We start from the raw sequence: 25728 nt of genomic DNA, 5'->3' as shown, positions 1-25728 counted from the left end.
ATGAAAAACCCTTATGCTCCCGCTTTCTGGTGCGTGCTCTTCGCACTGGTATTGTTATCGGCCGCGTATTTCTACGGTGTCATGCTCGCCCATCAACTCGACAAGGCCATGGTGTTCCTGGACAGCGCCTGCCTGGTGATCGGCACCTTGTCCATCGGCGTGGTGGCCTGGGCGTCTTATCAAAACCAGCGAGTGAAGAAAAAGCTCCTCGAACAAGGCAAGACCCGCGTCGCGATCTGGGACACCAAGGTTGCCCTGCGCCGCGTCGAAACCGTATTCGACCGCTATTTCTGGGGCAGCTACTGGCAGCCCGGGCGCACCTTCCAGGAGGTCATGGGCGACCTCACCGGCACGCCGCTGGAAAAAAGCCTCGAAGTCCTGAAAAAGCAGTGCGTGCTGCTGGATCGACAGGTCGCAGACGGTAGGCACTGGCTCGATAACGCGCGGGAATTGTCCGACGTGGCCACGCAAATGGCCCGCGAGCGCTACCAACTGGATTTTTGCGACCCCAAGACCGACACCCCCGGCAATGCCGTGATCCACCGCGAGTTCGAGGTGCTGGTGTACACCTGGACCGCCCGCTTGAAGAGTTTTGATCACCAGTTGGATGAAGTCGAACAGGAGTACTCCTGAACTCCTACGGAACTGATCCCTCTGAAAGGCTGGGCCGTTTGCGCTCGCCAGTGCTAATCTTCCCCCGTTTTCGGCGGGCTTGAGCCAACCCCTTCGGGGTTCAAGGAAGACAGCCCACTTCTCACAGGATTTGATCAGGTCACTTCATGAATAAGCCAGCAGTTGTTTTCTTGGGTTTTGTTGTCGCCATCGGCGCCGTCAGTGCGGGCGGCGCCTGGTACACCGGTAAACAACTGGAGCCGGTCCTGCAAACCGCCATCCAGAACGCCAACAAAGAGTTGCAGACCTCCATGGCCGGCGTCGACGGCAGCGTGGCTCTGGAACTGGTGTCTCTGGACCGTGGCGTGTTCAGCAGCACGGCGCACTATCGCCTCAAGGGCCAGGGCAGCGTGTTCGGTGAAGACAACCCGAACCCTGAGTTGCTGTTCGTCGACCATATCGAGCACGGCCCGCTGCCGTTCTCGCGCCTGGTGACCCTCAAGTGGTTGCCGGTCATGGCCACCAGTCACTACGAACTGGAAAAGAACCCCACCACTGAAAAATGGTTCGCCGCCAGCAAAGACGTGTCGCCGCTCAAAGGCGTGGCGAACATCGGCTACAGCCGTTCGGTCAGCGGCAACATCGAATTGCTGCCGCTGGAGTTCAAGGACGACACCTCCTCGGTGAGCTTCTCTGGCGCCAACCTGGAATTCGACAGCAGCGCCGAAGGCCAGAAGGTCAAGGCTGATGGCTTCATGAACAGCCTCAAGGTCGCGGCGATCGATGCCAATGGCGCACCGTTCGAAGCGGAACTGGCTGGCCTGACTGTTGCCAGCAACCTGGAGAAATCCACCTTTGGCTTCTACACCGGCCAGAACACCGTGGAACTGACCGATACCAAGGTCACCTTCGGCCCGCAGAAAGCCGTGCTGACCCTCAAGGGCTTCGAGCAGAAAGACTCTACCCAAGCCAAGGACAACAACCTGGCCGGTCGCGTCGACTACAAGATCGACGAGATCGGTTATCAGGGCAAACCAGTCGGCTCGGCTGCCATGGCCGTGAGCATGAAGAACGTCGATATCCCGGCGATGCTGGTGCTGACCAAGCTCTACCAGGACAAGATGCAACCGGTGCAAGCCGCGGCCGCCGCTGGCCAACCCGTGCCGGAACTGCAATTGACCGAAGCCGAGCAGGCCCTGGCCGAAGCCAACGTCAACCAGGTACTGGCTGCCAAGCCGCAACTGGCGGTGGAAAACCTGTCGCTTAAAACCACCCACGGCGAAAGCAAGTTCAACCTGGTTGTGGACCTGGCCAAGCCGACGTCCATGGAGCTGCCGCCGGTTGAACTGGGCAAGCAGATGATTGCGCTGCTGGATGCCAACCTGACCCTGTCCAAGCCAATGATCAGCGACGTAGCCGCCCTGCAAGCCCAGGTCGGTGGTGTGACTGACCCCAAAGCCATCGAGCAGCAATCGCAGATGGCGGCCGAGATGGTCAGCGGCATGGCAGTCGGCACGCAACTGGCAACCCTGGTGGGCACCGATGTGGTTTCCAAGCTGCACTACGCCAACAACGAAGTGACCTTCAACGGCCAGAAGATGACCGTTGAGCAGTTCATTGGCTTTGTGATGTCGAAAGTCGGTGCGGTGAGCGGCGCCCAGTAAGCGCTGAAAATGCAGTAAAAAAATGTGGGAGCAGGCTTGTGTGGGAGCTGGCTTGCCTGCGATAGCATCGCCCCGGTCTGGCTGAACGACCGCGGTGCCTGCATCGCGGGCAAGCCCGACTCCCACACAAACCCGGCTCCCACATTCGTTTTGTGTGAGGGCAAAAAATCGCGACCGCACAATTCTGAACAATTGTTCTGAATTGTACTTCCCCCTACTTTGCTAAGAGATAGTTCTTACAGGAAAGCTAGGTCGGGTCCCGAGACGCCGACACCCTGATGCGTTTTGCTCAGGACCATCTATCGTTAGGGCTTTCCGTGTGTAAGGAAGCTCACGATATGCTGCGAAACCTCCCCTACAGTGCTTCAGGCCGGTTGCGTCTGCTTATCGGGGCCGCCCTGTGCAGCCAATTGCTGGTTCCTGGCCTCGCATTTGCCGATCCCGCCTACGATGCCCTGATCATCCAGGCCCGCAACGGTCACTTCACGCCGGCGTTGACGCAACTGCGCCAACTGTCTGCCGAACGCCAAACCCCAGGCCAGGTCAGTGACCACCTGGTGATTGCCGGTTGGGCCGGGCAAGACGACGAAGTGCTCAAGGTGTACGAAGCACAAGGCAAGCACCGCAACCTCACCACCCAGGCACTTGCCACGGTGGCGCGCACCTATCGCAATCAAAAACAATGGGCTCAGGCCGAAGCGGTCTATCGCCAGGCTCTGCTGCGTGAACCGAATAACGTCGACTTGCAACTGGGCCAGGCCCTGACCCAGGCCGATGGCGGCAAGGCCAACGAAGCGGTGCAACGCTTGCGCACGATGGTGGCGGCGCAACCCAATGACCCGAACCGCCGCATGGCCCTGGGTTATGCGCTGACACGCGCCGGCTTGAATTACGACGCCTTGTTCGAGTTCGACCAAGCCTTTATCCGTGCCGGCGACAAACCGGAAGTGGCCCGTGAATACATCGTCGCCCTGCAAAAGGCTCGCTTGCCCGAAGCCGCCCTGCGTCTGTCGGCCAAGCGCCCGGGCCTGGTGGACGCGGTCACCCAGCGCCGCCTGGAAGGCGACCTTGCCGCCGAGCGCGTGCGCATGGCCGAGTTCGCTACGCGTACCGAAAAAGAACGCTACGTCATCGCCGATCGCGCCCTGCAGGATTACGACAAGCTGATCAGCCGCTGGGCTCCGGACGCCACTGCCCACGACGACGTCGTGCGCTGGCGTATCGACCGGCTTGGGGCACTCAAGGCCCGTGCACGCACCGCTGAGGTGATTCGCGAATACGAAGTGCTCACCGCCCAAGGCGTGCAGTTGCCGACCTACGCCGTGCGCTGGGTCGCCGCATCCTACCTCGACCAGCGCCTGCCGGAAAAAGCCGCGCCGCTGTATCGCCAGGCGCTGACTGCAGCGGATGCCGACGTCGGTGATCATGTCAAAGACAGCACCGCCCTGTTCTACGCCTTGTTGGAAAACGATCAGGTGGATGAGGCGCGTGCGGTCGCCACGCAGCTGGCCAGCACCGAGAAACCTCGGGTTGAACTCAAGGGTTTGCCTATCGGCAACCCTAACGACGAATGGATGGACGCCCAGCAATTGGCGGCCCAGGCCGGTACCTATGGCGCCGACCTGAATGCCAGCGAACAAGCGCTGGAAGACCTGGGGAGCAAAGCTCCCGGCAGCATCGGTGTACGTTTGGCCCAGGCAGAAATGTACCGTGCCCGTGATTGGCCAAGACGCGCTGAAGACTCCCTCAAGGAGACAGAAAACCAGAGCCCCCGTGACATCGGGGTGGAAATGTCCCAAGGCTTCACGGCCTTGGACTTGCAGGAATGGCGGCAACTCGACCTGCTCACCGATGACGTCGTCGCCCGTAACCCGGACAACCGCCAGGTACAGCGCCTCAAACGCCTGCGCGACGTGCACGACATGGCCGAAGTGCGGGTGGAAGCCTACACCGGTAAAAGCTTCGGAGGCGGCAACAACCAAGAGGCCGGCGCCGTGTCGGGTAGCCGTGACTGGGGCATAGAAAGCGTGATCTACACCCCGCCCATCGACGAGGACTGGCGCCTGTTCGCCGGTGTCGGTTATGGCACTGCCGATTTCGCCGAAGGTACCGGCCATCACCGTTGGCAGCGTGTGGGCGTGGAGCGGCGCACCCGCGATATGACCATCGAAGCCGAAGTGTCCAACCATTCCTATGGCGATGGCGCCAAACAAGGCGCGAGCGTGTCGATCGCCCGCGACATCAACGACCACTGGCAGTACGGCGGCAGCCTTGGCTACCTGCTTAACACCACACCGTTACGGGCGTTGAATGAAGGTGTCACGGCCAACGGCGGCAGCGGTTTTATCCGCTGGCGCGCCAACGAAAGCCGCGAGTGGAAACTGGCCGTCAGCCCGTCGCATTTCAGCGATGGCAACGACCGCGTCGAAGCCTTACTCACCGGTCGCGAAGGCATCTACAGCTCGCCCAAAGTGCAAGTAGAGCTGGGCCTGGAAGTCGGTGCCAGCCGCAACAGCAAGGAAGACACGATCTACTTCAACCCCAAGTCCGACTTCAGCGTGTTGCCCACCGTCAACGTCAACCATGTGCTTTATCACCGCTACGAAACCCAGTGGAGTCAGCAGTTCCAGCTCGGTGCGGGTACCTATAGCCAAAAGGATTACTCCACCGGCGGCGTCGGCTTGATCGGGTACGGCCAACGCTTTCGCTGGAATGACGTGCTGGAAGCCGGCGCCAACCTGAGCCTGGTCAGCCGACCTTACGACGGCGAGCGCGAACGCGATTTGCGCCTGCTCCTGGACCTCACTTACCGTTTCTAGAAGAGCCTGACCATGACCCTCCTCAGTCGTTTTTTTCTGGTCCTGGGTGTAATGCTGGCCGCCGCATGCGCCCAGCAACCCGCGCCATTCGTTCCACCTGCCGAGCGCCCGACACTGGCCAGCGAAGCACCGTGGCCGAAGAACCATTTCCTGGGCATTGCCTACCACGACGTCTCGGACAACGACCCTGACCAGGCCGTGGTGGCGGTGCGTACCGAGCGCTTGATCGAGCAATTGGCCTGGCTGCGGGAGAACGGTTACCAGGCGGTCAGCGTGGATCAAGTCCTTGCTGCGCGCCGGGGCGGGCCGACACTGCCGCCCAAGGCCGTGATGCTCAGCTTCGATGACGGCTATTCCAGCTTCTACACCCGCGTGATGCCGATCCTGCGGGCCTATAATTGGCCGGCCGTGCTGGCGCCGGTGGGCAGTTGGATCGACACGCCGCTGAACCAGCCGGTGGACTTCGCCGGTACGCCACGGGCACGGGGCGACTTCCTGACCTGGCAGCAGATTCGTGAAGTGTCCCGATCGGGCCTGGTGGAAATCGCCGCCCATACCGACGCCAATCACAAAGGCATACTCGCCAATCCCCAGGGCAACCTCGAACCGGCGGCCACCACGCGCCGCTATGATCCGGCGACCGGTCGCTATGAAACCGAAGCGCAGTTCCAGGCGCGGATGCGTACTGACGTAGCAGCCATCTCCAATAAAATCCGTACCGTCACTGGCAAGGCTCCACGGGTATGGGTGTGGCCGTATGGCGCGGCCGATGGCACCACCCTGGCGGTGGTCGGTGAACACGGCTATGAGATGGCGCTTACGCTGGACGACGGGTTGGATGATTCCAACAAGCTGATGAACAGCCCGCGCTTTTTGGTGGCCTCCGACCCGGATGGGGAACACTTCGCCAGCAGCATGGTTTCGGTTCAGGCCAAGGCTCCGTTGCGCGTCGTGCATGTGGACCTGGATCACGTCTATGACCCCGACCCGGTCCAACAGGCGCACAACCTCGATGTGCTGGTGCAGCGCATAGTGGACATGGGCGCCGTCACGGTGTTCCTGCAAGCCTACGCCGACCCCAAGGGTGATGGCCTGGTGCATTCGGTGTACTTCCCCAACCGCCACCTGCCGATGCGCGCCGACCTGTTCAACCGCGTTTCCTGGCAGTTGCATACCCGTGCCCACGCCAGCGTGTTTGCGTGGATGCCGGTGCTCAGCTTTGCCCTCGACGCCAAGCTGCCACGCGTGACCCGCTGGGACCCGCAGACCGGCAAGGTTGCTACCGATCCGGATCAATACAAGCGCCTGTCGCCCTTTGATCCGAAAGTACGGCAGCTCATCGGTGAGATCTACGAAGACCTGGCGCGTACCAGCAACAGTGCCATCGACGGCGTGCTGTATCACGACGATGCGCTGCTAAGCGACTTTGAAGACGCCAGCCCCGCCGCACTCAAGGCCTATGCTGCCCAGGGCTTGCCGGACAATATCGCTGCGCTGCGTGCCGACCCTGCAGTGATGCAGCGTTGGACTCGCTTCAAGAGCCGCTACCTGACCGATTTCACCAACGAGCTGACCGTGAAGGTGCGCGCCATTCGCGGCCCGCAGATCCTCACCGCTCGCAATATCTTCGCCGAGCCGATGCTCAACCCCGGCAGCGAAGCCTGGTTTGCGCAGAACCTTGATGACTTCCTCAAGACCTACGACTGGACGGCGCCCATGGCCATGCCGCTGATGGAAGGCCAGTCGCTGAAAGACTCCAATGCCTGGCTGGAAAAGCTGGTGGCCACGGTCAAGGCACGCCCCGGCGCACTGGAAAAGACCGTCTTCGAACTGCAAGCCAAAGACTGGCGCACCCAAGCCGCGCCGGATATCAGCGCTGAGCAATTGGCAGAGTGGATGGGTGTACTCAAACGCCAGGGCGTCACCAGTTTCGGCTACTACCCGGACAACTTCCTGGAAAACTCCCCGGACTTGAAGACGATACGTCCGGCCCTCTCCAACCAATGGAATCCTTGATCATGTTCGACAGAATCCTGGCTCTATTCGTGTTGGCGCTGGTATTGGGCCTGCCTCTGGGCCTGATCTTCCTGATCACCGGGCAGTTCCTGATGGACTTCGTGTTCTTCTACCCGCTGTTCATGTCGGCGCTGTGGATCGCCGGCGGCCTGTACTTCTGGCTGCACTGGGAGCGCCATTGGCCGTGGGAGGAAGACACCCCGGCGCCGACCCTGGCCGGTAACCCGCTGATTTCGATCATCATCCCTTGCTACAACGAAGGCGATAACGTCGCTGACACCATGGCGGCCGCGTTGGCCCAGGTGTACACAAACATCGAAGTGATCGCGGTCAACGACGGCTCCAGCGACAACACCGCAGCGGCACTCGATGCCCTGGCACTGCAACACCCACGTCTGCGCGTGCTGCACCTGGCGCAGAACCAGGGCAAGGCCGTGGCCCTGCGCATGGGGGCGGTGGCCGCCCGCAGCGAATACCTGGTGTGCATCGACGGCGATGCGTTGCTCGACAAGAACGCGGCGGCCTACATGGTCGCGCCGATGCTCGACAACCCGCGCCTGGGCGCCGTCACCGGCAACCCGCGCATCCGTACCCGCTCCACCCTGATCGGGCGGGTTCAGGTCGGCGAGTTCTCCTCGATCATCGGCTTGATCAAGCGCACCCAGCGGGTGTTCGGACGGATCTTCACGGTCTCGGGTGTGGTGGTGGCGTTTCGCAAGAAGGCGCTGGACCGCATCGACTACTGGAGCACCGACATGATCACCGAAGACATCGATGTCAGTTGGAAGCTGCAACTGGATCATTGGTCGATCTTCTACGAGCCGCGTGCGCTGTGCTGGATCCTCATGCCCGAGACCGTCGGCGGCCTGTGGAAACAGCGCCTGCGCTGGGCCCAGGGTGGCGCCGAAGTGCTGTTCAAGAATATTCGCGGCATCTGGCAATGGCGCCATCGCTACCTGTGGCCGCTGCTGTTCGAATACTGCCTGTCCACCGGTTGGGCTTTCACCTTCCTGCTGTCGGTGATCTTCTGGGCCGTGGGTAAATTCGTCACGCTGCCGGCGGCGATTACCGTGGACTCGTTGGTGCCACCCGCGTTTACCGGCCTGGTGCTGGCGATGGTGTGCCTGCTGCAGTTTGCGGTCAGCATCCTGATCGACCGGCGCTACGAAAAAGACCTGTGGAAAACCCTGTTCTGGACCGTGTGGTACCCGATGGTGTTCTGGCTGGTGAGCCTGTTCACCACGCTGGTGAGCTTTCCCAAGGTGTTGTTCAACCAGCATCAGAAGCGCGCACGCTGGGTCAGCCCGGATCGCGGAATTAAACCTGCCGGAGAGGAGGCGTGAGCATGAAACTGGTCAGAACTCGCCAAAGCCCTGTGATGTGGATCATCGATGTGTTGCTGACCCTGCTGGCCTGGGGCGGGCTGGTCTGGCTGCTGGCACGTGGCATCGGTGCCATGCTCGAGACCCATGGCGGCCCACGCATCGAGGCGCCGATCTTTGCCGCGCTCAACACCTTGCAGATCTACCTGTGGATCGCCTTGTTCAACGCGTTGATCCTGATCGGCTGGGCGCGCTATCAACAGCGCCGCGGCCGCCAGTTTGCCCAGCGCCGCGCAGAGGCCAATGCCCTGAGCGACAAGCACCTGAGTGAAAGCTTCAACCTGGGCGATGGCCACCTGGAGCAGTTTCGCAAACCCGGCGTGCTGGTGATCCACAACGACGAGGAGGGCGGAGTGGAAGACGTGAAGTCCCATGTCTCCCGCGACGTCGAGCGCCCCGGTCTGACCCTGGTGCCCGGGGCCGACAAAGACAAGGGCATTGGCTGACATCCTCAATGCTGCGAGTACACAATGTGGGAGGGGGCTTGCTCCCGATAGCAGAGTGTCAGTCACCAGATATATGACTGACACACCGCTATCGGGAGCAAGCCCCTCCCACATTGGTTATTTCCCACCCCTTAGATTGCAGTGATCCAACCCTCTCCTTGGAATTCCGATAAATGGGATCCAATTCACAAAACCCCCGCGAACTTTTCTCCTTTCCTCGGTACTAACCTAACTCGACGAAACTTGATGGCTAAATAATGGCAATCAAAAAACCCTTCGTCGAATTGCCATCAAAATCGCTGCCACTTGTCGGAATAATCACTTCCGGTGAAAAGGCTTGGCCCTTTTGATGAAAATTTATCTTTATTAATCAATAGCTTGAAGACTATTTCAGCGAGCGACCCAACTTCGCCCGTTTCTAGGCTAGCTGGAAGTTCGATGTTAGTTTCGCGGCCCTTGATTTTCGATGGATCGAACATGTCTTCGTTATTGCCACGGACTCGGTTTCTTCTCTGCACGTTCCTGCTCACCTGCCTGAGCCTGAACAGTGCATCCGCCGCCCCCACGCCTGGCGATCAGGACTTGATCCGCGACCGGCAGAATCGCCTGCTCGAAGAGCAGCAGCGGCGCCTCCAGGAACTCCAGGACCTGCCCGGCAAAGCGGAAAAGCCCCAAGCCCCGGCAAGCCCTGCCGACACTCGGTGCTTCCCGATCAAAACCATCGAACTCAAAGGTGCCGACAGCCTGCCGGCGCCCGAGCGCGAGCGCCTGCTCAAGCCCTACATCGGCCAATGCCTGGGCGTGTCGCAGCTTAACGATTTGCTCAAAACCATCACCGACTACTACCTCGGCAAAGGCCGCGTTACCAGCCGTGCCTACCTGCCGCAACAGGATCTTTCCACCGGCCACCTGCAAGTGCTGGTGGTGGAAGGCAAACTCGAAGCCTTGCGCAGCGCCGAAGGCAGCACAGTGACCGACCGCGAACTGGCCATGGCCTTTCCCGGCAAGGTCGGTGAAGCGCTGAACCTGCGCGAGATCGAGCAACTGGTGGACCAGCTCAACCGCCTGCCGTCCAAACAAGCACAGATGGAGCTCACCCCCGGCAAGCAGATCGGCGGTAGCGACGTGGTGGTCAAGAACACCGCGCAAAAGCCCTGGCGCGCCAGCCTGTCGCGCAACAACGACGGGCAGAAAAGCACCGGTGAGCAGCAATGGGGCGCCGGCCTGGAGTGGGACAGCCCACTCGGCCTCGGCGACCAACTGATGCTGCGCGGCGGCCACGACGCCATCAGTGACCACCAGAAAACCTCGAAAAACACCATGCTCTACTACAACGTGCCCTGGGGCTGGTGGAACTTCAGCTACACCTACAGCGAGAGCGACTACCGCACCTACGGCATCGCCGACGGCTTCAAATACAAGCAGGACGGCGACAACCAGAACCACCAACTGCGCGCCGAGCGGGTGATCCATCGCGACGACGTCAGCAAGACCTCGGTCAACGTCGGCCTGGCGCACCTGCGCACCAACAACTACATCCTCGACGTGCGCACCGCACCCAGCAGCAACCGCCTCAGCGAACTGCAACTGGGCGTCAACCACGGGCGGCGCATCGGCAGTGCCTTCGTCAACCTGGACCTGGGCATGCAAAGCGGCATCGGCCTGCTCGACGCCCAGGCCCAAGACGAGCGTGACCCAGCAGGCCGTCGCCAACCGAACTCGCGCTACCGCAAATACACCGCCACGGTCAGCTACCTGCAACCGTTCAGCCTGTGGGGCGAGTCGTTCAGCTTCAGCAGCCTGGCCACCGGGCAGCGCAGTGAAGACCCGCTGTTTTCGCCGCAGCGTATGAGCCTCGGCGGCTCGGCCTCGGTGCGCGGTTTCAAGGACCAATTGCTGACCGGCGACAGCGGCGGCTACTGGCGCAACGAAGTGCGCTGGGCACGCCCGGTGACCCTCGACTGGATGCGCCCGGCCTTCTTCGAATACGGCGCCAGCGTCGGTTACGACCAGGGCGTGATCCGCAACGACCGCTATAACGACAACGTTCATGGCCGGGTGTCCAGCAACTCCCTGGAGCTGTTCGCCCGTGGCAAACACGTGAGCACCAGCGTGACCTTTGCTCATTCGTTAGAAAGACCCGGTGTAGTCACCGAGCGCGAAGCGCCGATCTACTTCCGCATGGATTTTTTCCTGTAATTCAACGCCCCGCTGCATGAGAGCCTGACAATGGATGTTCGCCAATTCGCCTTCCTGGCCCGCCAACCTTCTGCCGCCCTGAAGCGCCGGGACGCGTTCTTCGGCCTGCCCAAGCGCGGGCTGGCGTTGATCCTTGCCAACGCATTGTTCTGGCAGCCGCTGCTGGCCCAGGCCGAGGGCATTGTGGTCAGTGCGCCGGGCACCACCGTGGGTGCGGCGGGCAATGGCGTGCCGGTGGTGAACATCGCCACCCCCAACGGCGCGGGCTTGTCCCATAACCAGTTCAAGGACTACAACGTCGGCCCCAACGGCGTGATCCTCAACAATGGCAACGGCGCCATGGTCAACACCCAACTGGGCGGGATCATTGTCGGCAACCCCAACCTCAAGGGCGGCGCGGCGAACGTCATCCTCAACGAAGTCAACGGCGGCAGCCCCAGCCAGTTGCGCGGCTACACCGAAGTGGCGGGGCAGTCGGCCAAGGTCATCGTGGCCAACCCGTACGGCGTGACGTGCAGCGGTTGCGGCTTTATCAACACCCCCAACGTCACCCTCACCACCGGCAAACCGGTGCTCGACGCAAGCGGCCAGTTGCAGCGCTATGAAGTGGACGGCGGCGCCGTGACCATCGACGGCCAGGGCTTGAACGCCAGCAACGTCGAACGCTTCGACATCATCACCCGCTCGGCCAAGATCAACGCACAAATCAACGCCCGCGAACTCAACGTGATCGCCGGGCGCAACGACGTCGACGCGCAAAGCCTGAAAACCACCGCCCGTGCCGACGACGGCAGCGCCAAGCCCGAGCTGGCGATCGACTCCTCGGCCCTGGGCGGCATGTATGCCGGCGCGATCAAACTGGTAGGTACCGAGGCCGGTGTGGGCGTGAAGCTCGACGGCACCCTGGCCGCCAGTGGTGGCGATATTCAGCTCGACGCCAACGGGCGCCTGAGCATGGCGCAGGCGGCGGCCACCGGTAACGTCAAAGTCACCGCGCAAAACGTCGACCTCACCGATAAGATCTACGCCAACGGCAACGTGCAGGTCACCAGCGCCCAGGCTTTGGTCAACCGCAAGAGCATCGCCGCCGGCCAGCGCATCGAGATCAACGCGGCCAGCGTAAACAACCCCGGCATCATCGAAGCCGGCGTCGCCGCCGATAACAGCCGTAACACCACGGGCGATCTGGTGGTGAACGCGCAAACCGTCACCGCCAGCGGCAACCTGCTGGCCAGCCGTGCACTGGCGATCACCGCCGCGCAAGCGCTGACCAACCAGGGCGCGATCATCCAGGCCAAGACCGTCGAGGTCAGCAGCGCCAAACTCACCAACCAGGGCGCCAGCGCCCGCCTGTTCGGCGAGCAGAGCCTGGCGATCAACTCGCCGGCCATCGTCAACCTCGGCGGCTTGATCCGCTTCGGCGAAGGCCAGGCCGCCACGCTCAACAGCGCATCGCTGGACAACCGCCAGGGCCGTATAGAAATGGCCGGTGGTAGCCTGGTGCTCACCAGTGCCGAACTGAACAACAGCGGCGGGCAAGTTATCGCCAACGACCTGACCGTCAACGCCGGCACCCTGAACAACCAGAACGGCGTACTGGTGGGCAAAACCGCGACCGTCAATGCAAGCAATCTCGACAACAGCCTCAAGGGCTTGATCCAGGCCGACGGTGGTGCACTCAACCTCGCCATTTCCAACACCTTCAACAACAACCAGGGTTTCGCCCAGGCCAGCACCGATCTGAACGTTACTGCCGGTACCCTCAGCAGCAACGCAGGCGGCGTACTGAGCGCCGACACCGGCAAGCTCACCCTCACCGCCGCGCAACAGCTCAACAACGCCCAGGGCCGCTTGCAGGCCGGGCAGGGCGATATCGAACTGCACGCCGCCCACCTGGATAACCAGAGCGGTACGATTGTCGGCAAACAACTGCTGCTCGACGTGGCTGGCGGCGATATCGACAACCGCGCCGGGCGCGTGTTGGGCGACCAACTCGACGTACGCGCTTCCGGCCTCGACAACCGCAACGCCGGCCTGCTGGCCGGTGGCGCCCAGGGCGTAAGCCTGCTGCTCAAGGGCCCGGGTCAGTTGCTCAACGCCCAGGGCCGCATTCAGAGCGAGGGCCTGCTGCAGCTGCAAGGCGAGCGCTTCGACAACAGCGCCGGCATCCTGCTGGGCCAGACCGTCGACGTCACCGCACAGACCTTCAACAACAGCAACAAAGGCGCGCTGGTCAGCGATGGCGGTGATGTGGTGCTCCAGGTCAGCGACCTGCTCACCAACGTCGGTGGCCAGATCGACGCGGGCGAACGCAGCGTGCTGGTCAAGCAGCTCACCACCCTCAACAACGACGGTGGCACCCTGCGCGGCAAGCGCCTGGACATCGCCGCCCAGCACCTGAACAACGACAACGGCCAACTGCTGGCCGGCGCCGAAGGCCTGAGCTACAGCGGCCAGGATGTGAGCAACCGCAAGGGCCTGATCCTCAGCGGCGGCGCCCTCACCGAACTGAACACCACCCGCCTGGATAACCAGGGCGGCACCGTGCAGGGCGACAGCCTGACCGTCACCGCGAACAGCGTCGACAACGCCAGCGGCGGCCTGATGGCAAGCCTGGTCGGCAACCTGCAACTCACCGTCGAAGCCCTGGCCAACCGTGGCGGCAAACTGTTCGGCAAAGAACAAGTGACCGTCAGCGGCGCCACCCTCGACAACAGCGCGGGCGGCCAGGTCAGCGGCAATCAGATCAACCTGACCTCACGCGACACCCTCACCAACCAGGGCGGTTTGGTCGAAGCCAACCAGGGCCTGGCCCTCACTGGCGGCAACCTCGATAACAGCGCCAACGGGCAACTGCGTGCCCTGGGCGGCGCCAGCAGCCGCGTCAACCTCAGCGGTGCGTTGAACAACCAGAACGGCACCCTCGAATTCGGCAGCCAGGCCTTCAGCCTTGACGCCGCCAGCTTCAACAACCAGAACGGGATGCTGCAACACGCCGGCACCGGCCTGTTCCACCTCAACACCGCCAGCATCGAAGGCAGCCAGGGCAATATTCAGGGCATGGGCAGCGCCGACTGGGCATTCGGCAACGTCGATGGCCTGGGCCGTGTGCAACTCAACGACGTGCTCACCTACAAGAGCGACCAGGGGCTGGCCCTCAAGGCCGGCGACCGCATGGCCAGCGCCAAGGGCTTGATCCTCAACGTGGCCAGCCTGGACAACGGCGGCGAACTGCTCAGCGACGGTGACATCAGCATCACCACCGGCGATATCACCAACAGCGGCCGCGTCTCGGCCCTGCAAACACTCACCGTCGCCGCCAACAACCTCAGCCAGAACGGCGGCCGCCTGGCCGCAACCAATGCCCGCCTGACCCTGGGCGGCACCCTGGACAACCTCGGCTTCCTCACCGCCCGCCAGCAACTGGACATCGCCGCCGCGCAAATCAACAACCGTGGCACCCTCGGTGCCCAGGGCGCAGTGAACCTCACTGCGGTCAACGGCATTACCAATGCCGCCGACACGCTGCTGTTCAGCGGCGGTGACATGACCCTGCGCAGCAATGGCTTCAGCAACAGCTATGGCGATGTCTACAGCAAAGGCAACCTGAGTTTCGCCGCCCGCGATGGCGGGCGTGCCGTGCTGTTCAGCAACCGCTCCGGCACCGTGGAAAGCGAAGGTTCGATCGGCATCAATGCGGGCTTTATCGAAAACGCCAAAGACGAATTCGAACTCGGGCAGACACTGACCACCGGCAGCTTGAGTTGGATCTGTGGCCAGCACTGCGGCGAGAGCGACAACTGGGAACGTGGCGAGATCACCATCTACGAGACGTACCTTGAGGCGGCGACCAAGGACTCGGTAGCGGCGCGCCTGGTGGCGGGCAAAAACATGCTGCTGCAAGGCGACAATGTGCAGAACCGCTACAGCCTGATGGCCGCCAATGGCGACCTGAGCATCACTGCCGGTGACCTGCTCAATCAGGGCGCCGCCACGCGCACGGGCCAGCGCAAGCTTGTCATCGGCACCCCAGGTCACGTCTCCGACGATTTGTTTGAACGCATGCAATATGTCGACGTGCCCGCGTTCAATGCGGCCACGGCGGCCGGGAATTTCGACAAGGCGCGCTTCGAAGAACTCAAAAGCCGCTCGCCCAATAGCCTGCCGTTCGCCTACGCAAGTGACGTCACCACCTGGACCAACAACAGCGGCCCCGGCTACGACGCCACCCTGCAAGCCGGCGGCACGGTCAACCTCAACGTCGCCCGCACCCTGCAAAACGGCACGCTGCACAACAACACCCTGGCCCAGTTGACCGGCACCCTCGGCGACGACCAGACCGGCATCCCCGTCGGTGGCATCAACATCAACCTGAGCAAACACGCCAACGACCCGAGCGCCCAGGCGCCCGGCAGCGTATTGCCCGTAGTAGGTGTGGCCCCCGGTGGCGGCTTCGTGCCCGTGGACTACACCGGCACCGCCTTCGCGCCGGTCGACCCCACCAGCTCGCCGACCTTCCAACTGCCCAAGGGCGAGTACGGCCTGTTCGTCAAAAACGCCGACCCCACCAGCCACTACCTGATCGAGACCAACCCCGAATTCACCTCGACGTCGGGCTTCTTCAGCTCCGACTACATGCTCGGCAAACTCGGTTTCAATTCCGACAATGCCTGGCGCCGCCTCGGTGACGGCCAGTACGAAACCCGCCTGATCCGCGACGCCGTCCTCGCGCAAACCGGCCAACGCTTCCTCGCCGGTGGCCTGTACAGCGACGCCGACCAGTTCCGCTACCTGATGGACAACGGCCTTGCCAGCAAAGACGCCCTGCGCCTGAGCCTGGGCGTGGCGCTCACCGACCAGCAAGTCGGCGCCCTGACCCACGACATCGTGTGGATGGAAAACCGCGTCGTCGACGGCCAGACCGTGCTCGTACCGGTGCTGTACCTGGCCCAGGCCGACTCGCGCAACGTGCGCGGCAACAGCCTGATCCAGGGCCGCGACCTCAACCTGGTCACCGGCGGCGACCTGATCAACGTCGGTACCCTGCGCGCCAGCAACAACCTCTCTGCCATCAGCAGCGGCAGTATCTACACCGGCGGCCTGGTCGAAGCCGGCAACAACCTCAACCTGCTGGCCCAGGACAGCATTCGCAACGCCATGGCCGGCGAAATCCGCGGCAAGCAAGTCAGCCTCACGGCGCTCAAAGGTGATATCACCAACGAAACCACCGCCATCCAGGTGCGTGACGGCGCCGGTATGCGCACCCTCACCGACACCAGCGCCGGCACCATCGTCGCCCGCGAAAACCTCGCCATCGACGCCGGCCGCGACCTCACCAACCGCGGCGCACTCACCGCTGGCAACGACGCTAATTTAACCGCCGGCCGCGACCTCAACCTCATCGCCGCCAGCGACACCAGCGTCAAACACGAGACCCGCGACGGCGGCGAGAAATCCAGCATCACCACCGACGTCAAAAACCTCGCCGCCAGCGTCACGGCGGGCGGCAACCTCAACATGCAGGCCGGGCAAGACGTCAACATCATTGGCAGCAATGCCACCGCCGGCAAAGACCTCACCATCGCTGCCGGCCGCGACCTCAACGTCGCCTCGGTCAGCGACATGCACAACGTCGAGGGCAAGGAAAAGGACGGCAAAAAACGCATCAAGACCTCGGACGACCAGACCACTCAAGTGGCGAGCGTGCTGACGGCGGGTGGGGATTTTGTCAGCCAGGCTGGGCGTGACACCACGATTGTGGCGAGCAGGATCAGTGCGGGGAATGAGGCTTATCTGTATAGCGGGGATAAGTTGAGTTTGTTGGCGGCTGAGAACAGTACGCATACGTTGTATGACATGAAGGAGAAGGGAAGCTGGGGCGCTAAAAAGGCGCAGATGGATGAAGTGACCCGCACCACCCAGGTAGGGACCGAGATCAAGACAGGTGGCAACCTAGTCCTTAAAAGCGACGGCGACCAGCTGTATCAAGTTGCGAAGCTTAATAGCGGCAAGGACATCATCCTTGATAGCGGTGGTGCAATTGTCTTTGAAGGCGTCAAGGACCTGCACGATGAGAGCCACACTAAGAGCAAAAGCGACCTCTCGTGGTTCAGCGCTAAGGGCAAAGGTAATACAGACGAAACCTTGCGTCAGAGCGAGTTGGTTGCCCAAGGACAGCTTGTCATCAAGGCCGCCGAAGGCATTCGTATCGACGTCAAACAGGTCGATCAGCAGACTGTAAGCCAGACCGTTGATGCGATGGTCAAGGCTGATCCTAATTTGGCCTGGCTCAAGCAAGCTGAGGCACGTGGCGACATTGATTGGCGCCAGGTGAAAGAGATTCACGAGAGCTTCAAGTACGACAACTCGGGGCTGGGTGCCGGTGCCAAGATTGCGATTGCGATCATGATGGCGGCGATTATGGGGCCGGTAGGATTCGGGTTGCAGGGAGCCACCCTTGCGGTGAGCACCAGCCTGAGTACGACGGCAGTCACCAGCACCATCAACAACAAAGGCAATTTGGGTGCAGCGCTTAAGGAAACGGTCAGCGCCAATAGCCTGAAAAGCGCAGCAGTCGCCGGGTTCACGGCGGGGGCTCTTGAGTATGCCGACACCAATTGGTTCGCTGGTGCTGACGGCGCAGGTGCAGGCACAAGTACAAGCACAGTCCAAGGTGTTACCCCGAGTACGGGTTCAACCTTGGCGGTTACGAACTCCTCCAAAGATATTTTCACCTGGACGTCAGCGGGCGATATCGCGCTGCGTACCGGTGGCCGGGCGGTGATCTCTAGCGGAATATCGACGGCCATTCAAGGGGGAAGCTTTGGCGACAACTTCAATGCGGCCTTGTTGGGAGAGGCTGGCAACGTTGCAATGGCTACCGGTTTTAATTGGGTGGGTGATTACGTCACGTTCCCCAATGGCAGCCCTCAAAAGATTATTGCGCACGCTTTGATGGGGGGATTGCTGGCTGAAGCCACAGGTAGCGATTTCAAAACCGGTGCTGCCGCTGCCGGGCTGAATGAGGCACTCATCAATCAGTTGGTGTGGGCTGCTCAAGGCAATGACGACATCACGCTGATGCTTTCACAACTAACAGGCTTGCTAGCGGCAGCGGCTGTCGACGGAGATTTGGACAAGGGCTCTCAGATTGCTCAGAAGGCAACGACGTTTAACTATCTTTACCACGAAGAAGTCGAGGAAATGCTTCGGGAGGTAGATAGCAAGACTACCGAGCAAGAGAAGCGTGAGGTCAGGCAGCGTTATGCGGAACTTGATCAGCGGAGAAATGACGAGTTGGATGCGCTTTGCGCACGCGATCCGCAACGCTGCCGAGGTATTGCTACTTCCTTGGCGAACGATGACCAGAAACTTGTCGATCTGGTAGGTAGGCTTCGATCCGAAAAGCAGGGTGGCGCTGCCTCCGCTGTAGGTTTTGTGATAGGGAACAACCTCGACGCTTCTAGCAAAATTGCAGCAGATATCAGCTCTGCAGGTGGCGGAGCATTGGTTAAACTGGGTGCAGAGGCTATAAAGGCTGGAGTCGGAGTAGCATTGCCGTCTCGCTCTGGGAAAGGGAAAGCTACTCAGGGTGAAACTGCGTCTCCTGACGTACCGTTAGTGTCAAAGGAAATATTAATATCCCGTGGGAAATATGGGGAAGCGGCAGAGCATATTTCAGATGCGCAAAATGCCGGTCATCCTGATGTATTAACAATTGATAGGCCTGGTGCTCCCGGAAACAGAAAGGACTCTATTGGTGGTCTTCCTAAGGTCCCTGGGAAACAGTTAGATGAGTATCCACCGGCAATGTTTAAAGAGGGTGGGACTGGAGCGAGTGTTAGACCCATAAGCCCGAAAGATAATATGGGGGCTGGCGCATGTATAGGTAATGCATGTCGCGGACTGCCCGATGGCGAGAAAGTCAGAATTAAGGTGGTGGACTAATGGCTAGGTTTAGAGAAAGTATATATTTGTCTTATTCGCAATTTTGCGTGTTTTTGAGTTCGCTTGATCAGCCGTATAATGATTGGAGTGATCGTAGTTATGCGCAAGGATTTGCGTGGAGGTTAGGGAGTGTCTCTTTTAGAGCTTTGATTGACGAAGGGGATCATATAATTAGCTTTTTCATTAACGAACAAGTGCCCGCTATAAGCGCAGACGTGGTTCGGGCCTTTAAAGTTCCCTTCTCGGTAATAGATAGAAATATTGAGGTTGGTAGTATTTCGAGTACGGTTCCTCTAGAACTGCCTGAAGGAGATTATTCTCTTCAGGTCGAATTTATAAGGCCCTCCTCAAGTGCAGTGTATGAAATAAATGTCCATTTGAATTTAGGGGGCTGCGATTTTGAGGTGTTGAGAGCGGACGTCGAAATTGACGAGCAAGGTGAGTTTGATATCGATGCGGTTCCTGCGGGATAAAATTTCGGAGAAATGGGGGCGGATTTATTTTAATTCGAGATAGCGGTAATAAAGCCTATTAAATAAATCTGTCCCCTTTATTCGTTACCTAGTTGTTCAGGTAGTTTGGGGAAGGCGGCGAATTTGTTTAATTCGTGGTGGTAGTGCAAAGACCATTGATTAAATCTGCCCCCCTTTTGTTGTATTTAATTACATAGGGGCGATTTGTGTCGGGCAAACAAGTATATGAGCTAACGATTGATGATCTTGATAGCTATAGCGTTTGGTTTTTTCCGATGGACGACACCGTGGAGGATGAATCAACTGTACGCCCCCTCGCCGAACAGGAAACGTGCTCAGATTTTCAGATTATCGTTCGAACTGATTTTCTTGGTGAAAGTGGCGCTGTGTATCGCGGTTATTTATATTGGGACTCCAATGCCGTAATTGAATACGTAAAGCCTTTTATATTGTCTGATAAGGGGGGCACAGTAAATTTTTGGAGCGGTATAGTAACTCCCGCGTGGGAAAGTTCGGAGTTCGCCGGTTTGATTAGATCCGAGTTGCCTATTTCTTATGCCTCAGAACCGGTTTTCGGTCTTCCTTCCATTTGCGGAAAGCTGGAGGGACTTTATTATCTTTCTGATGATCAGGTGTGCTGTGTTAAATGACGCGAGAAAAGGGGGTGCTGATTTATTTAAATTTGCGCTGGGAGCTATTAAATAAATCTGTCCCCTTTTGTTAGAATCGTCAAGACACACCAACGGCTGAAACAATCAAAGTCGACAGCAGTAAGCCAGTCAAAGGATCGCCTGAGTACGAAATGCTCAACAATCCAGAAGCACGTATGCCCAACCAGCGTTATGAGCTGGACAACGGCACTACTTTTGTAACCGACAGTAGAGGTCTAGTCGAAGAGCTCACGTTCACCCCGGTTGATATCAAGGTTCCACGGGACGCGAGGCAAACTGCTGCTGGGAAGACCGGTAGAGAAACTGATGTAGGCGGACACGCACAAGCGTGTAGTCAGGGTGGGACATGCGATGGTTACAACTTGTTCGCCCAAGATCAGAATTTCAATAGCTCAGCGTATAAGGTATTTTACGAACACAAAATCAAGAGCGCTTTGAACGATCCAAATAAAGTAGTAGGACCGACAACTATAAAATTTAATCGCGAAGATCCTCGATCGTTGCGCCCAGATACGTTGGATGTTACTTATATAATCGATGGAAAGCGTCAAACTGTTCGATTTGAAAATGAAGCTCGCAGAATACCGGAGCATAAAGAATGATTACCAAAGATATAGAAATTGTTAAAAGTATATTTGAATTGCTTCAGTCAGGAATTGTTGAAGATTATGATGCCTTCAGGTATGAGACTGAGGTGTGCGATGGATACATGGTTGAAGAAATCTCCATTGAGAAAAATGGCGTGGTAAATGAGCAGCCGCAAACTGATTTCAATGGTGCTGTTTTGTATCGATTAATTAAGGAGTTGAAGGCTAGCGCAGCATCGCGGGGTGAGAACTGGAGTTCTTTTGTGATGAGTTACGATGTTGGTGGGCAAGTAAAGACGAATTTCGTTTATCCGTGAGTAAAAGTGTGAAATTAATTTTTGAGTGTGATTGATTGTCCATTTGATTTGTGTCAAGGAGGGTTATATAAAAGGGGTGGGTTTATTTGAATTTGTAAAGATAGTAGAAAAAAGCAAATTTAATAAGTTCGCCCTGAATGGCACTTCCTTAACAGCTAACCAGCTGATATGAATAAAGAAAAATGAAAAAAGGCCGTCCTTGGTCTACGGTGATAGTTGCGAACACACACCACTCGAACAAGGACAGCCCGCGTGAATCGTAGACGTCAAATCGTCAGGTATCAACAGCAGCGCATTCAGCAGCACGCCAAAAACAGCAACGCCCATGCATTCTTTAAGCTGCTAGCCGATCCGGCGCTGCTACAGCGTGTCGAGTCAGTGATTCCCAAGCATCGTCAACGCTTGTTCCCGCCGACTGAAACGCTGTCGATGTTTCTGGCCCAGGCCATGAATGCCGACCGTTCTTGTCAGAAGGCCGTGAATGATTTTTAGCAGAAAAGGGGACAGGTTTATTTAAATTAGGAGGAAGCAGATAAGGGGACCGGTTTATTTGGTGGATTGCTCACGCACAAAGCGGGCGACACAAAGGCCGCCCGATTTTCACTCAGGACGGATCGGCATTCAGCCTGCGACTGATGACATCCAGCAAGTCACACCCATCGCGCAGCGGAATGGCCAGCAAATGGGCGAAGTCTGAAAGTACTACGGCATCGCTGCTGAGTTGTTCGCGAAAGGCCAGGTTTTCCAGCAGTTGGGTGACGGCCCGAATGCGGTGCACGGCGGCGTCGTGAAGGACGTCGAGAGGTGCCTGGGTGTCGATGATCAGGGCTGGGACGGTGCAGTCGTGGCCGGTTAGGGGCATGTATCTATTCATACTTAACACTCTGTTTTTGGTGGTTGAAGCCACCACTCAATCGTCGCCAAACGAATGGGTGGCAGCTGTACGCAGGTTGGCGAACCGGCAACAGAGTAAACCGGCAGACCCGAAGGTCTCCCGCGCACAGCCGCCATAACGAGCACAGCTTTGCGGGTGCAAAAACACCTGCATGAAGCGGATTGCTTTTGCACTCTGTTGTCAGGTCGCCAAACCTGATCGCCGTATGGGCGACGGCCGGACTATAAGCCCCTCACCCAAAACCGCGCAAGGCATCACAGCAATGGCACAATGCTTCGGGCCATGCCATAAAAATGGGATCCCGCCATCATCGGCTCTCTCAAAACCGCTCCACCGTTACCCACAAGGAAGAAATACATGATCAAGTTGTTCTGCAAAGCCGCTGTCGTTCTGTCCCTTGCCACGCTCTTTGGCTGTTCCTCGACGCCGTCGGTGGAGAAGATGCAGGCTGACGTGGCGAACTATTCGCTGCCCAAGGCTGCCGTGGCTGATAAAGGCCTGGTGTACGTCGTGCGCCCGAGCAACGTAGGGATGTTGGTGCGGTTCAACGTGTTCCTGGATGACAAGGAAGCCGACTCGGAGATGGGTTACAACCGTGGTAACCAGTACATCTATTTTTTCGTGACGCCGGGCAAACACGTGATCAGCTCCAAGGCTGAAAACTGGGCGGATATGCCGATTGATGTAAAGGCGGGCGAGGTGGTTTACCTCAAGCAGGAAGTCGAAATGGGCTTCGCCGTGGCGCGTAACAGCCTCAAAGCGCTGAGCGAAGTCGAAGGCCGTTATCTGGTCAAGGATGCGTCCTTGGGCACCATTGCCAAAGAAAGCAAATGAGTTGAGCCAGTATGTCGGCAGGGTCCAGGCCCTGCCGACTTCTCGTATTCACTGCAAACATTAAAGGACTGATGTGAAAAACCTCCTCCTCATTCTCTTCGCCACCCTCATCCTCGGCGGTTGCGTCAGCCACCCCCTCACCCCCGAAAACCGCGCTCAGATCAAGACCGTCAAAGTCCTGCCCGTGAAGTGGGAAAAGAACATGGTGTACTTCGGCCGCGAACAGGCCTGGGGCGCGGCCCTGGGTGCCGGGGTTGGCGCGGGTGTTGGCATGGCCAGCGGGGCGTCCAAGCTGGGTACTGCGGCGTTGAGTGGCGCCGGGTTTGCTGGCGGCATGAAGCTTGGGCAGTTGGCCGAGATGCCGACGCCGGTGGCTATTCTGACGGTGATGGAGGCGGAAAAACTCGATGTAGGTGTGTTGCTCAAGCAGGGCTTTGTCGATGAGTTGGGTAAGACTTCGACGCTCAAGGTGGTCGGCGACGATGAGCCCGCCGATGCGCAGATTCAGCTGACCGTGTCCGAGTGGGGCTTTCGCCTGACCCAGGGTTTCAGCAGTGTGATTTATCCGACCCTTAACGTGTTAGCGCAGATGGATCGCGGCGATGAGATGATTTGGCGCACCTTTGAAGCGGTCACGCCGTTCAATGGCCAGAACGTTTATGGATACACGCCGCTCACTTATCGCACCGACCCAGAAGCCTTGCGCCGGGCGTTGACCGGGATTACGCAGATTTCTGCGCAGTATCTGGTGAAGGAGCTCAAGTAGGTCTGTGCGAAGGCTGGCGGCTGTTGGTGGGCGGGCTTGGCCTAATGCCAGTCAGGGTTAAGCGCAGTTCCCCTGTGGGAGCGGGCTTGCCCGCGAAGGCGGTGTGTCAGTCGCTGCATCTGTTGCTGCACTACCGCTTTCGCAGGCAAGCCAGCTCCCACATTTAATCTTCGTTGCTTTGAGTATTGCGGTCGGCAGTAGGGTAAGCCCCCCACCTATGGCCGAAACAACTTGAGAACCGCTCTCAACCCCGTAAAATGCCGCAGCCGTTGCATCACCGTCTTTCAGGGAAGAATCCAGGCCAGCGCGTTTTCAGGCTGCCTGACTCCTTGGAAAACCCGGCAACGCTGTTTTCCTCACCCAAGGAGCACCCTGTGAAGACACTGTCCAAAATCCTGCTGTCGGGCCTCACCGCCGCGGCGCTGTTGACCGTGGCCGGTTGTGCCACCGAGAGCAACCGCGCGATGCCGGTGGAGCAAGTCGCCAGCGCCCACGTGGCCTATTCCGGCGTGCGTGTGCCGATTGCCGTGGGTAAGTTCGATAACCGCTCCAGCTACATGCGCGGCATCTTCTCCGATGGCGTCGACCGTCTCGGCGGCCAGGCCAAGACCATCCTTATCACCCACTTGCAGCAGACCAACCGCTTCAGCGTGCTGGACCGCGACAACATGGGCGAAATCTCCCAGGAAGCCAAAATCAAAGGCACCGTGCAGAAGCTCAAGGGCGCTGACTATGTGGTGACTGGCGATGTGACCGAATTCGGCCGCAAGGAAACCGGCGACCGCCAGCTGTTCGGCATCCTCGGCCGTGGCAAGACCCAAGTGGCCTACGCCAAAGTCGCGTTGAATATCGTCAACATCAACACCTCCGAAGTGGTGTATTCCACCCAGGGCGCCGGTGAGTACGCGCTGTCCAACCGTGAAGTGATCGGCTTCGGCGGCACCGCCAGCTATGACTCCACCCTCAATGGCAAGGTGCTGGACCTGGCCATGCGCGAAGCGATCAACCGCCTGGTCGACGGCATCAACGCCGGCGCCTGGAACCCGCGTAACTGATCAGCCACACCACAAGGAGCAGTACACGGATGAGCAAGGCAGTGAAGTTGGCGCTGACGCTGACAGCAATCGCAACGGTAACCGGGTGCCAGACGGCGCCCCAGCCCCTGTATCAATGGGAAAGCTACCAGCCTCAGGTTTACGAGTACTTCAAGGGCGAACCCAAGGAAGCGCAGGTGGAAGCACTGGAGCGCGATCTGCAGAAGATCAACGCCAGTGGCCGCAAAGCGCCGCCGGGTTACCACGCGCACCTGGGCATGCTGTACATGAACATGGGCAAGGATGACCAGATGGTGCAGGAGTTTCGCACCGAAAAGGCCCTGTTCCCTGAGTCTGCTGCGTACATGGACTTTCTGCTGAAAAACGCCAAAGCCGGAGTCGCCACCAAATGAGCCTGTTAAAACTCACCGGCGCCTTGCTGGCCCTGGCGTTGCTCGGCGGTTGCGCCGCGCCCAAGACAGTTGATTATTCGGCGTACAAACAGGCGCGGCCCAAGTCGATCCTGGTACTGCCGCCGATCAATGAATCGCCGGAAGTGCAGGCGTCCTACAGCCTGGTGTCGCAAGTCACCTACCCACTGGCCGAAGCCGGCTACTACGTGTTGCCGATTGCCCTGGTGGACGAAACCTTCCGCCAGAACGGCCTGACCACCGCCAACGATATCCAGGCCGTACAACCGGCCAAGCTGCATGACATCTTTGGTGCGGACGCGGCGCTGTACATCACCATCAGCGAGTACGGCACCCAGTACATGCTGATCTCCAGCGACACCTCGGTGACGGCCTCGGCCAAACTGGTGGACCTGCGCACCGGCACCACGTTGTGGACCGGTTCGGCGCGGGCGTCGAGCGAGGAGGGCAACAACAACGGTGGCGGCCTGGTGGGCATGCTGATCACGGCGGCGGTCAAGCAGGTGATCAACAGCTCTACCGATGCGGCGCATCCGATTGCCGGTATCACCAGTGCGCGCCTGCTGTCGGCAGGGCAACGCACCGGGCTTCTGTACGGGCCGCGTAATCCCAAGTACGGCACGGACTGAACCGCG

18 protein-coding genes and 1 pseudogene are annotated in these 25728 nt (G+C 59.3%); 18 read left to right on the top strand and 1 reads right to left on the bottom strand.

From position 1 onward, the window contains the following. The 13 genes and pseudogenes from E4P00_RS25870 to E4P00_RS25810 form a co-directional block, all read left to right on the top strand. Nucleotides 1-633 carry an NADH:ubiquinone oxidoreductase subunit N gene (locus tag E4P00_RS25870; protein WP_116666385.1) on the top strand — a complete coding sequence of 211 codons (633 nt, stop codon included), beginning with the start codon at nucleotides 1-3 and terminating at the stop codon, nucleotides 631-633. Between the two features lie 146 nt (nucleotides 634-779). Further along, a complete protein-coding gene (locus tag E4P00_RS25865) occupies nucleotides 780-2276 on the top strand; it encodes a YdgA family protein (protein ID WP_032878495.1) in 1497 nt (498 codons plus the stop codon). 338 nt (nucleotides 2277-2614) lie between these two features. Beyond that, on the top strand, nucleotides 2615-5095 hold the full coding sequence (gene pgaA, locus E4P00_RS25860; protein ID WP_216090542.1) for a poly-beta-1,6 N-acetyl-D-glucosamine export porin PgaA: 2481 nt from the start codon (nucleotides 2615-2617) through the stop codon (nucleotides 5093-5095). A 12-nt stretch (nucleotides 5096-5107) separates the two neighbouring features. Continuing rightward, a complete protein-coding gene (gene pgaB / locus E4P00_RS25855) occupies nucleotides 5108-7111 on the top strand; it encodes a poly-beta-1,6-N-acetyl-D-glucosamine N-deacetylase PgaB (RefSeq protein WP_248133315.1) in 2004 nt (667 codons plus the stop codon). 2 nt (nucleotides 7112-7113) lie between these two features. Then, nucleotides 7114-8454, top strand: coding sequence for a poly-beta-1,6-N-acetyl-D-glucosamine synthase (pgaC, locus tag E4P00_RS25850; RefSeq protein ID WP_248133314.1), 1341 nt, complete (start codon nucleotides 7114-7116; stop codon nucleotides 8452-8454). A gap of 2 nt (nucleotides 8455-8456) precedes the next feature. Further along, nucleotides 8457-8939 carry a poly-beta-1,6-N-acetyl-D-glucosamine biosynthesis protein PgaD gene (gene pgaD, locus E4P00_RS25845; protein WP_078819978.1) on the top strand — a complete coding sequence of 161 codons (483 nt, stop codon included), beginning with the start codon at nucleotides 8457-8459 and terminating at the stop codon, nucleotides 8937-8939. Between the two features lie 477 nt (nucleotides 8940-9416). Next, complete coding sequence (locus tag E4P00_RS25840; RefSeq protein ID WP_005783598.1) at nucleotides 9417-11138, top strand: ShlB/FhaC/HecB family hemolysin secretion/activation protein; 1722 nt, start codon at nucleotides 9417-9419, stop codon at nucleotides 11136-11138. 30 nt (nucleotides 11139-11168) lie between these two features. Beyond that, a complete protein-coding gene (locus E4P00_RS25835; protein WP_248133313.1) occupies nucleotides 11169-19085 on the top strand; it encodes a DUF637 domain-containing protein in 7917 nt (2638 codons plus the stop codon). Continuing rightward, nucleotides 19085-19558, top strand: coding sequence for a competence protein ComJ (comJ, locus tag E4P00_RS25830; RefSeq protein ID WP_116666376.1), 474 nt, complete (start codon nucleotides 19085-19087; stop codon nucleotides 19556-19558). Before E4P00_RS25835 ends, comJ begins: the two co-directional genes overlap by 1 nt. Before the next feature lie 206 nt (nucleotides 19559-19764). Then, the gene (locus tag E4P00_RS25825; RefSeq protein WP_248133312.1) at nucleotides 19765-20208 is read left to right on the top strand and encodes a hypothetical protein; all 444 of its coding nucleotides are present in this window, start codon (nucleotides 19765-19767) and stop codon (nucleotides 20206-20208) included. Nucleotides 20209-20360: 152 nt separating this feature from the next. Beyond that, nucleotides 20361-20831, top strand: coding sequence for a DNA/RNA non-specific endonuclease (locus tag E4P00_RS25820; RefSeq protein WP_128876260.1), 471 nt, complete (start codon nucleotides 20361-20363; stop codon nucleotides 20829-20831). Beyond that, nucleotides 20828-21133 (top strand): hypothetical protein, encoded by a 306-nt coding sequence (locus E4P00_RS25815; protein WP_122482199.1) that lies wholly within the window; start codon nucleotides 20828-20830, stop codon nucleotides 21131-21133. The genes E4P00_RS25820 and E4P00_RS25815 overlap by 4 nt, the downstream gene beginning before the upstream one ends. 252 nt (nucleotides 21134-21385) lie before the next feature. Next, nucleotides 21386-21622: pseudogene (locus E4P00_RS25810) on the top strand (IS4 family transposase); the annotation flags it as partial. Between the two features lie 115 nt (nucleotides 21623-21737). Here the strand turns inward: E4P00_RS25810 and E4P00_RS25805 are convergent. Further along, nucleotides 21738-21995, bottom strand: coding sequence for a hypothetical protein (locus tag E4P00_RS25805; RefSeq protein ID WP_005783616.1), 258 nt, complete (start codon nucleotides 21993-21995; stop codon nucleotides 21738-21740). A 474-nt stretch (nucleotides 21996-22469) separates the two neighbouring features. On the opposite strand from E4P00_RS25805, the gene E4P00_RS25800 reads away from it, so the two are divergent. The 5 genes from E4P00_RS25800 to E4P00_RS25780 all read left to right on the top strand — a co-directional run bounded on the left by E4P00_RS25800 (nucleotide 22470) and on the right by E4P00_RS25780 (nucleotide 25722). After that, nucleotides 22470-22862, top strand: coding sequence for a DUF2846 domain-containing protein (locus tag E4P00_RS25800; protein ID WP_169913177.1), 393 nt, complete (start codon nucleotides 22470-22472; stop codon nucleotides 22860-22862). Between the two features lie 73 nt (nucleotides 22863-22935). After that, nucleotides 22936-23628, top strand: coding sequence for a hypothetical protein (locus E4P00_RS25795; protein WP_078819981.1), 693 nt, complete (start codon nucleotides 22936-22938; stop codon nucleotides 23626-23628). 374 nt (nucleotides 23629-24002) lie between these two features. Then, nucleotides 24003-24683 carry a CsgG/HfaB family protein gene (locus E4P00_RS25790; protein ID WP_005783620.1) on the top strand — a complete coding sequence of 227 codons (681 nt, stop codon included), beginning with the start codon at nucleotides 24003-24005 and terminating at the stop codon, nucleotides 24681-24683. A gap of 29 nt (nucleotides 24684-24712) precedes the next feature. Beyond that, nucleotides 24713-25075 carry a DUF4810 domain-containing protein gene (locus E4P00_RS25785; protein WP_248133311.1) on the top strand — a complete coding sequence of 121 codons (363 nt, stop codon included), beginning with the start codon at nucleotides 24713-24715 and terminating at the stop codon, nucleotides 25073-25075. Continuing rightward, a complete protein-coding gene (locus tag E4P00_RS25780) occupies nucleotides 25072-25722 on the top strand; it encodes a DUF799 domain-containing protein (protein ID WP_043049149.1) in 651 nt (216 codons plus the stop codon). Before E4P00_RS25785 ends, E4P00_RS25780 begins: the two co-directional genes overlap by 4 nt. Nucleotides 25723-25728: the final 6 nt, after the last annotated feature.

Origin of the sequence: Pseudomonas sp. B329, from assembly GCF_023127835.1 — a bacterium.
GTDB lineage: Bacteria > Pseudomonadota > Gammaproteobacteria > Pseudomonadales > Pseudomonadaceae > Aquipseudomonas > Aquipseudomonas synxantha_A.
Note: the sequence above shows the minus strand (reverse complement) of the source record. Positions and strands in the feature narration are given on the sequence as shown.

Bases quoted from the DNA above. Each gene is read 5' to 3' on its own strand.
- E4P00_RS25870 (WP_116666385.1), top strand. From the start codon at position 1: ATGAAAAACCCTTATGCTCCCGCTTTCTGGTGCGTGCTCTTCGCACTG.
- E4P00_RS25865 (WP_032878495.1), top strand. From the start codon at position 780: ATGAATAAGCCAGCAGTTGTTTTCTTGGGTTTTGTTGTCGCCATCGGC.
- pgaA (WP_216090542.1), top strand. From the start codon at position 2,615: ATGCTGCGAAACCTCCCCTACAGTGCTTCAGGCCGGTTGCGTCTGCTT.
- pgaB (WP_248133315.1), top strand. From the start codon at position 5,108: ATGACCCTCCTCAGTCGTTTTTTTCTGGTCCTGGGTGTAATGCTGGCC.
- pgaC (WP_248133314.1), top strand. From the start codon at position 7,114: ATGTTCGACAGAATCCTGGCTCTATTCGTGTTGGCGCTGGTATTGGGC.
- pgaD (WP_078819978.1), top strand. From the start codon at position 8,457: ATGAAACTGGTCAGAACTCGCCAAAGCCCTGTGATGTGGATCATCGAT.
- E4P00_RS25840 (WP_005783598.1), top strand. From the start codon at position 9,417: ATGTCTTCGTTATTGCCACGGACTCGGTTTCTTCTCTGCACGTTCCTG.
- E4P00_RS25835 (WP_248133313.1), top strand. From the start codon at position 11,169: ATGGATGTTCGCCAATTCGCCTTCCTGGCCCGCCAACCTTCTGCCGCC.
- comJ (WP_116666376.1), top strand. From the start codon at position 19,085: ATGGCTAGGTTTAGAGAAAGTATATATTTGTCTTATTCGCAATTTTGC.
- E4P00_RS25820 (WP_128876260.1), top strand. From the start codon at position 20,361: ATGCTCAACAATCCAGAAGCACGTATGCCCAACCAGCGTTATGAGCTG.
- E4P00_RS25815 (WP_122482199.1), top strand. From the start codon at position 20,828: ATGATTACCAAAGATATAGAAATTGTTAAAAGTATATTTGAATTGCTT.
- E4P00_RS25805 (WP_005783616.1), bottom strand. From the start codon at position 21,995: ATGCCCCTAACCGGCCACGACTGCACCGTCCCAGCCCTGATCATCGAC.
- E4P00_RS25800 (WP_169913177.1), top strand. From the start codon at position 22,470: ATGCAGGCTGACGTGGCGAACTATTCGCTGCCCAAGGCTGCCGTGGCT.
- E4P00_RS25785 (WP_248133311.1), top strand. From the start codon at position 24,713: ATGAGCAAGGCAGTGAAGTTGGCGCTGACGCTGACAGCAATCGCAACG.
- E4P00_RS25780 (WP_043049149.1), top strand. From the start codon at position 25,072: ATGAGCCTGTTAAAACTCACCGGCGCCTTGCTGGCCCTGGCGTTGCTC.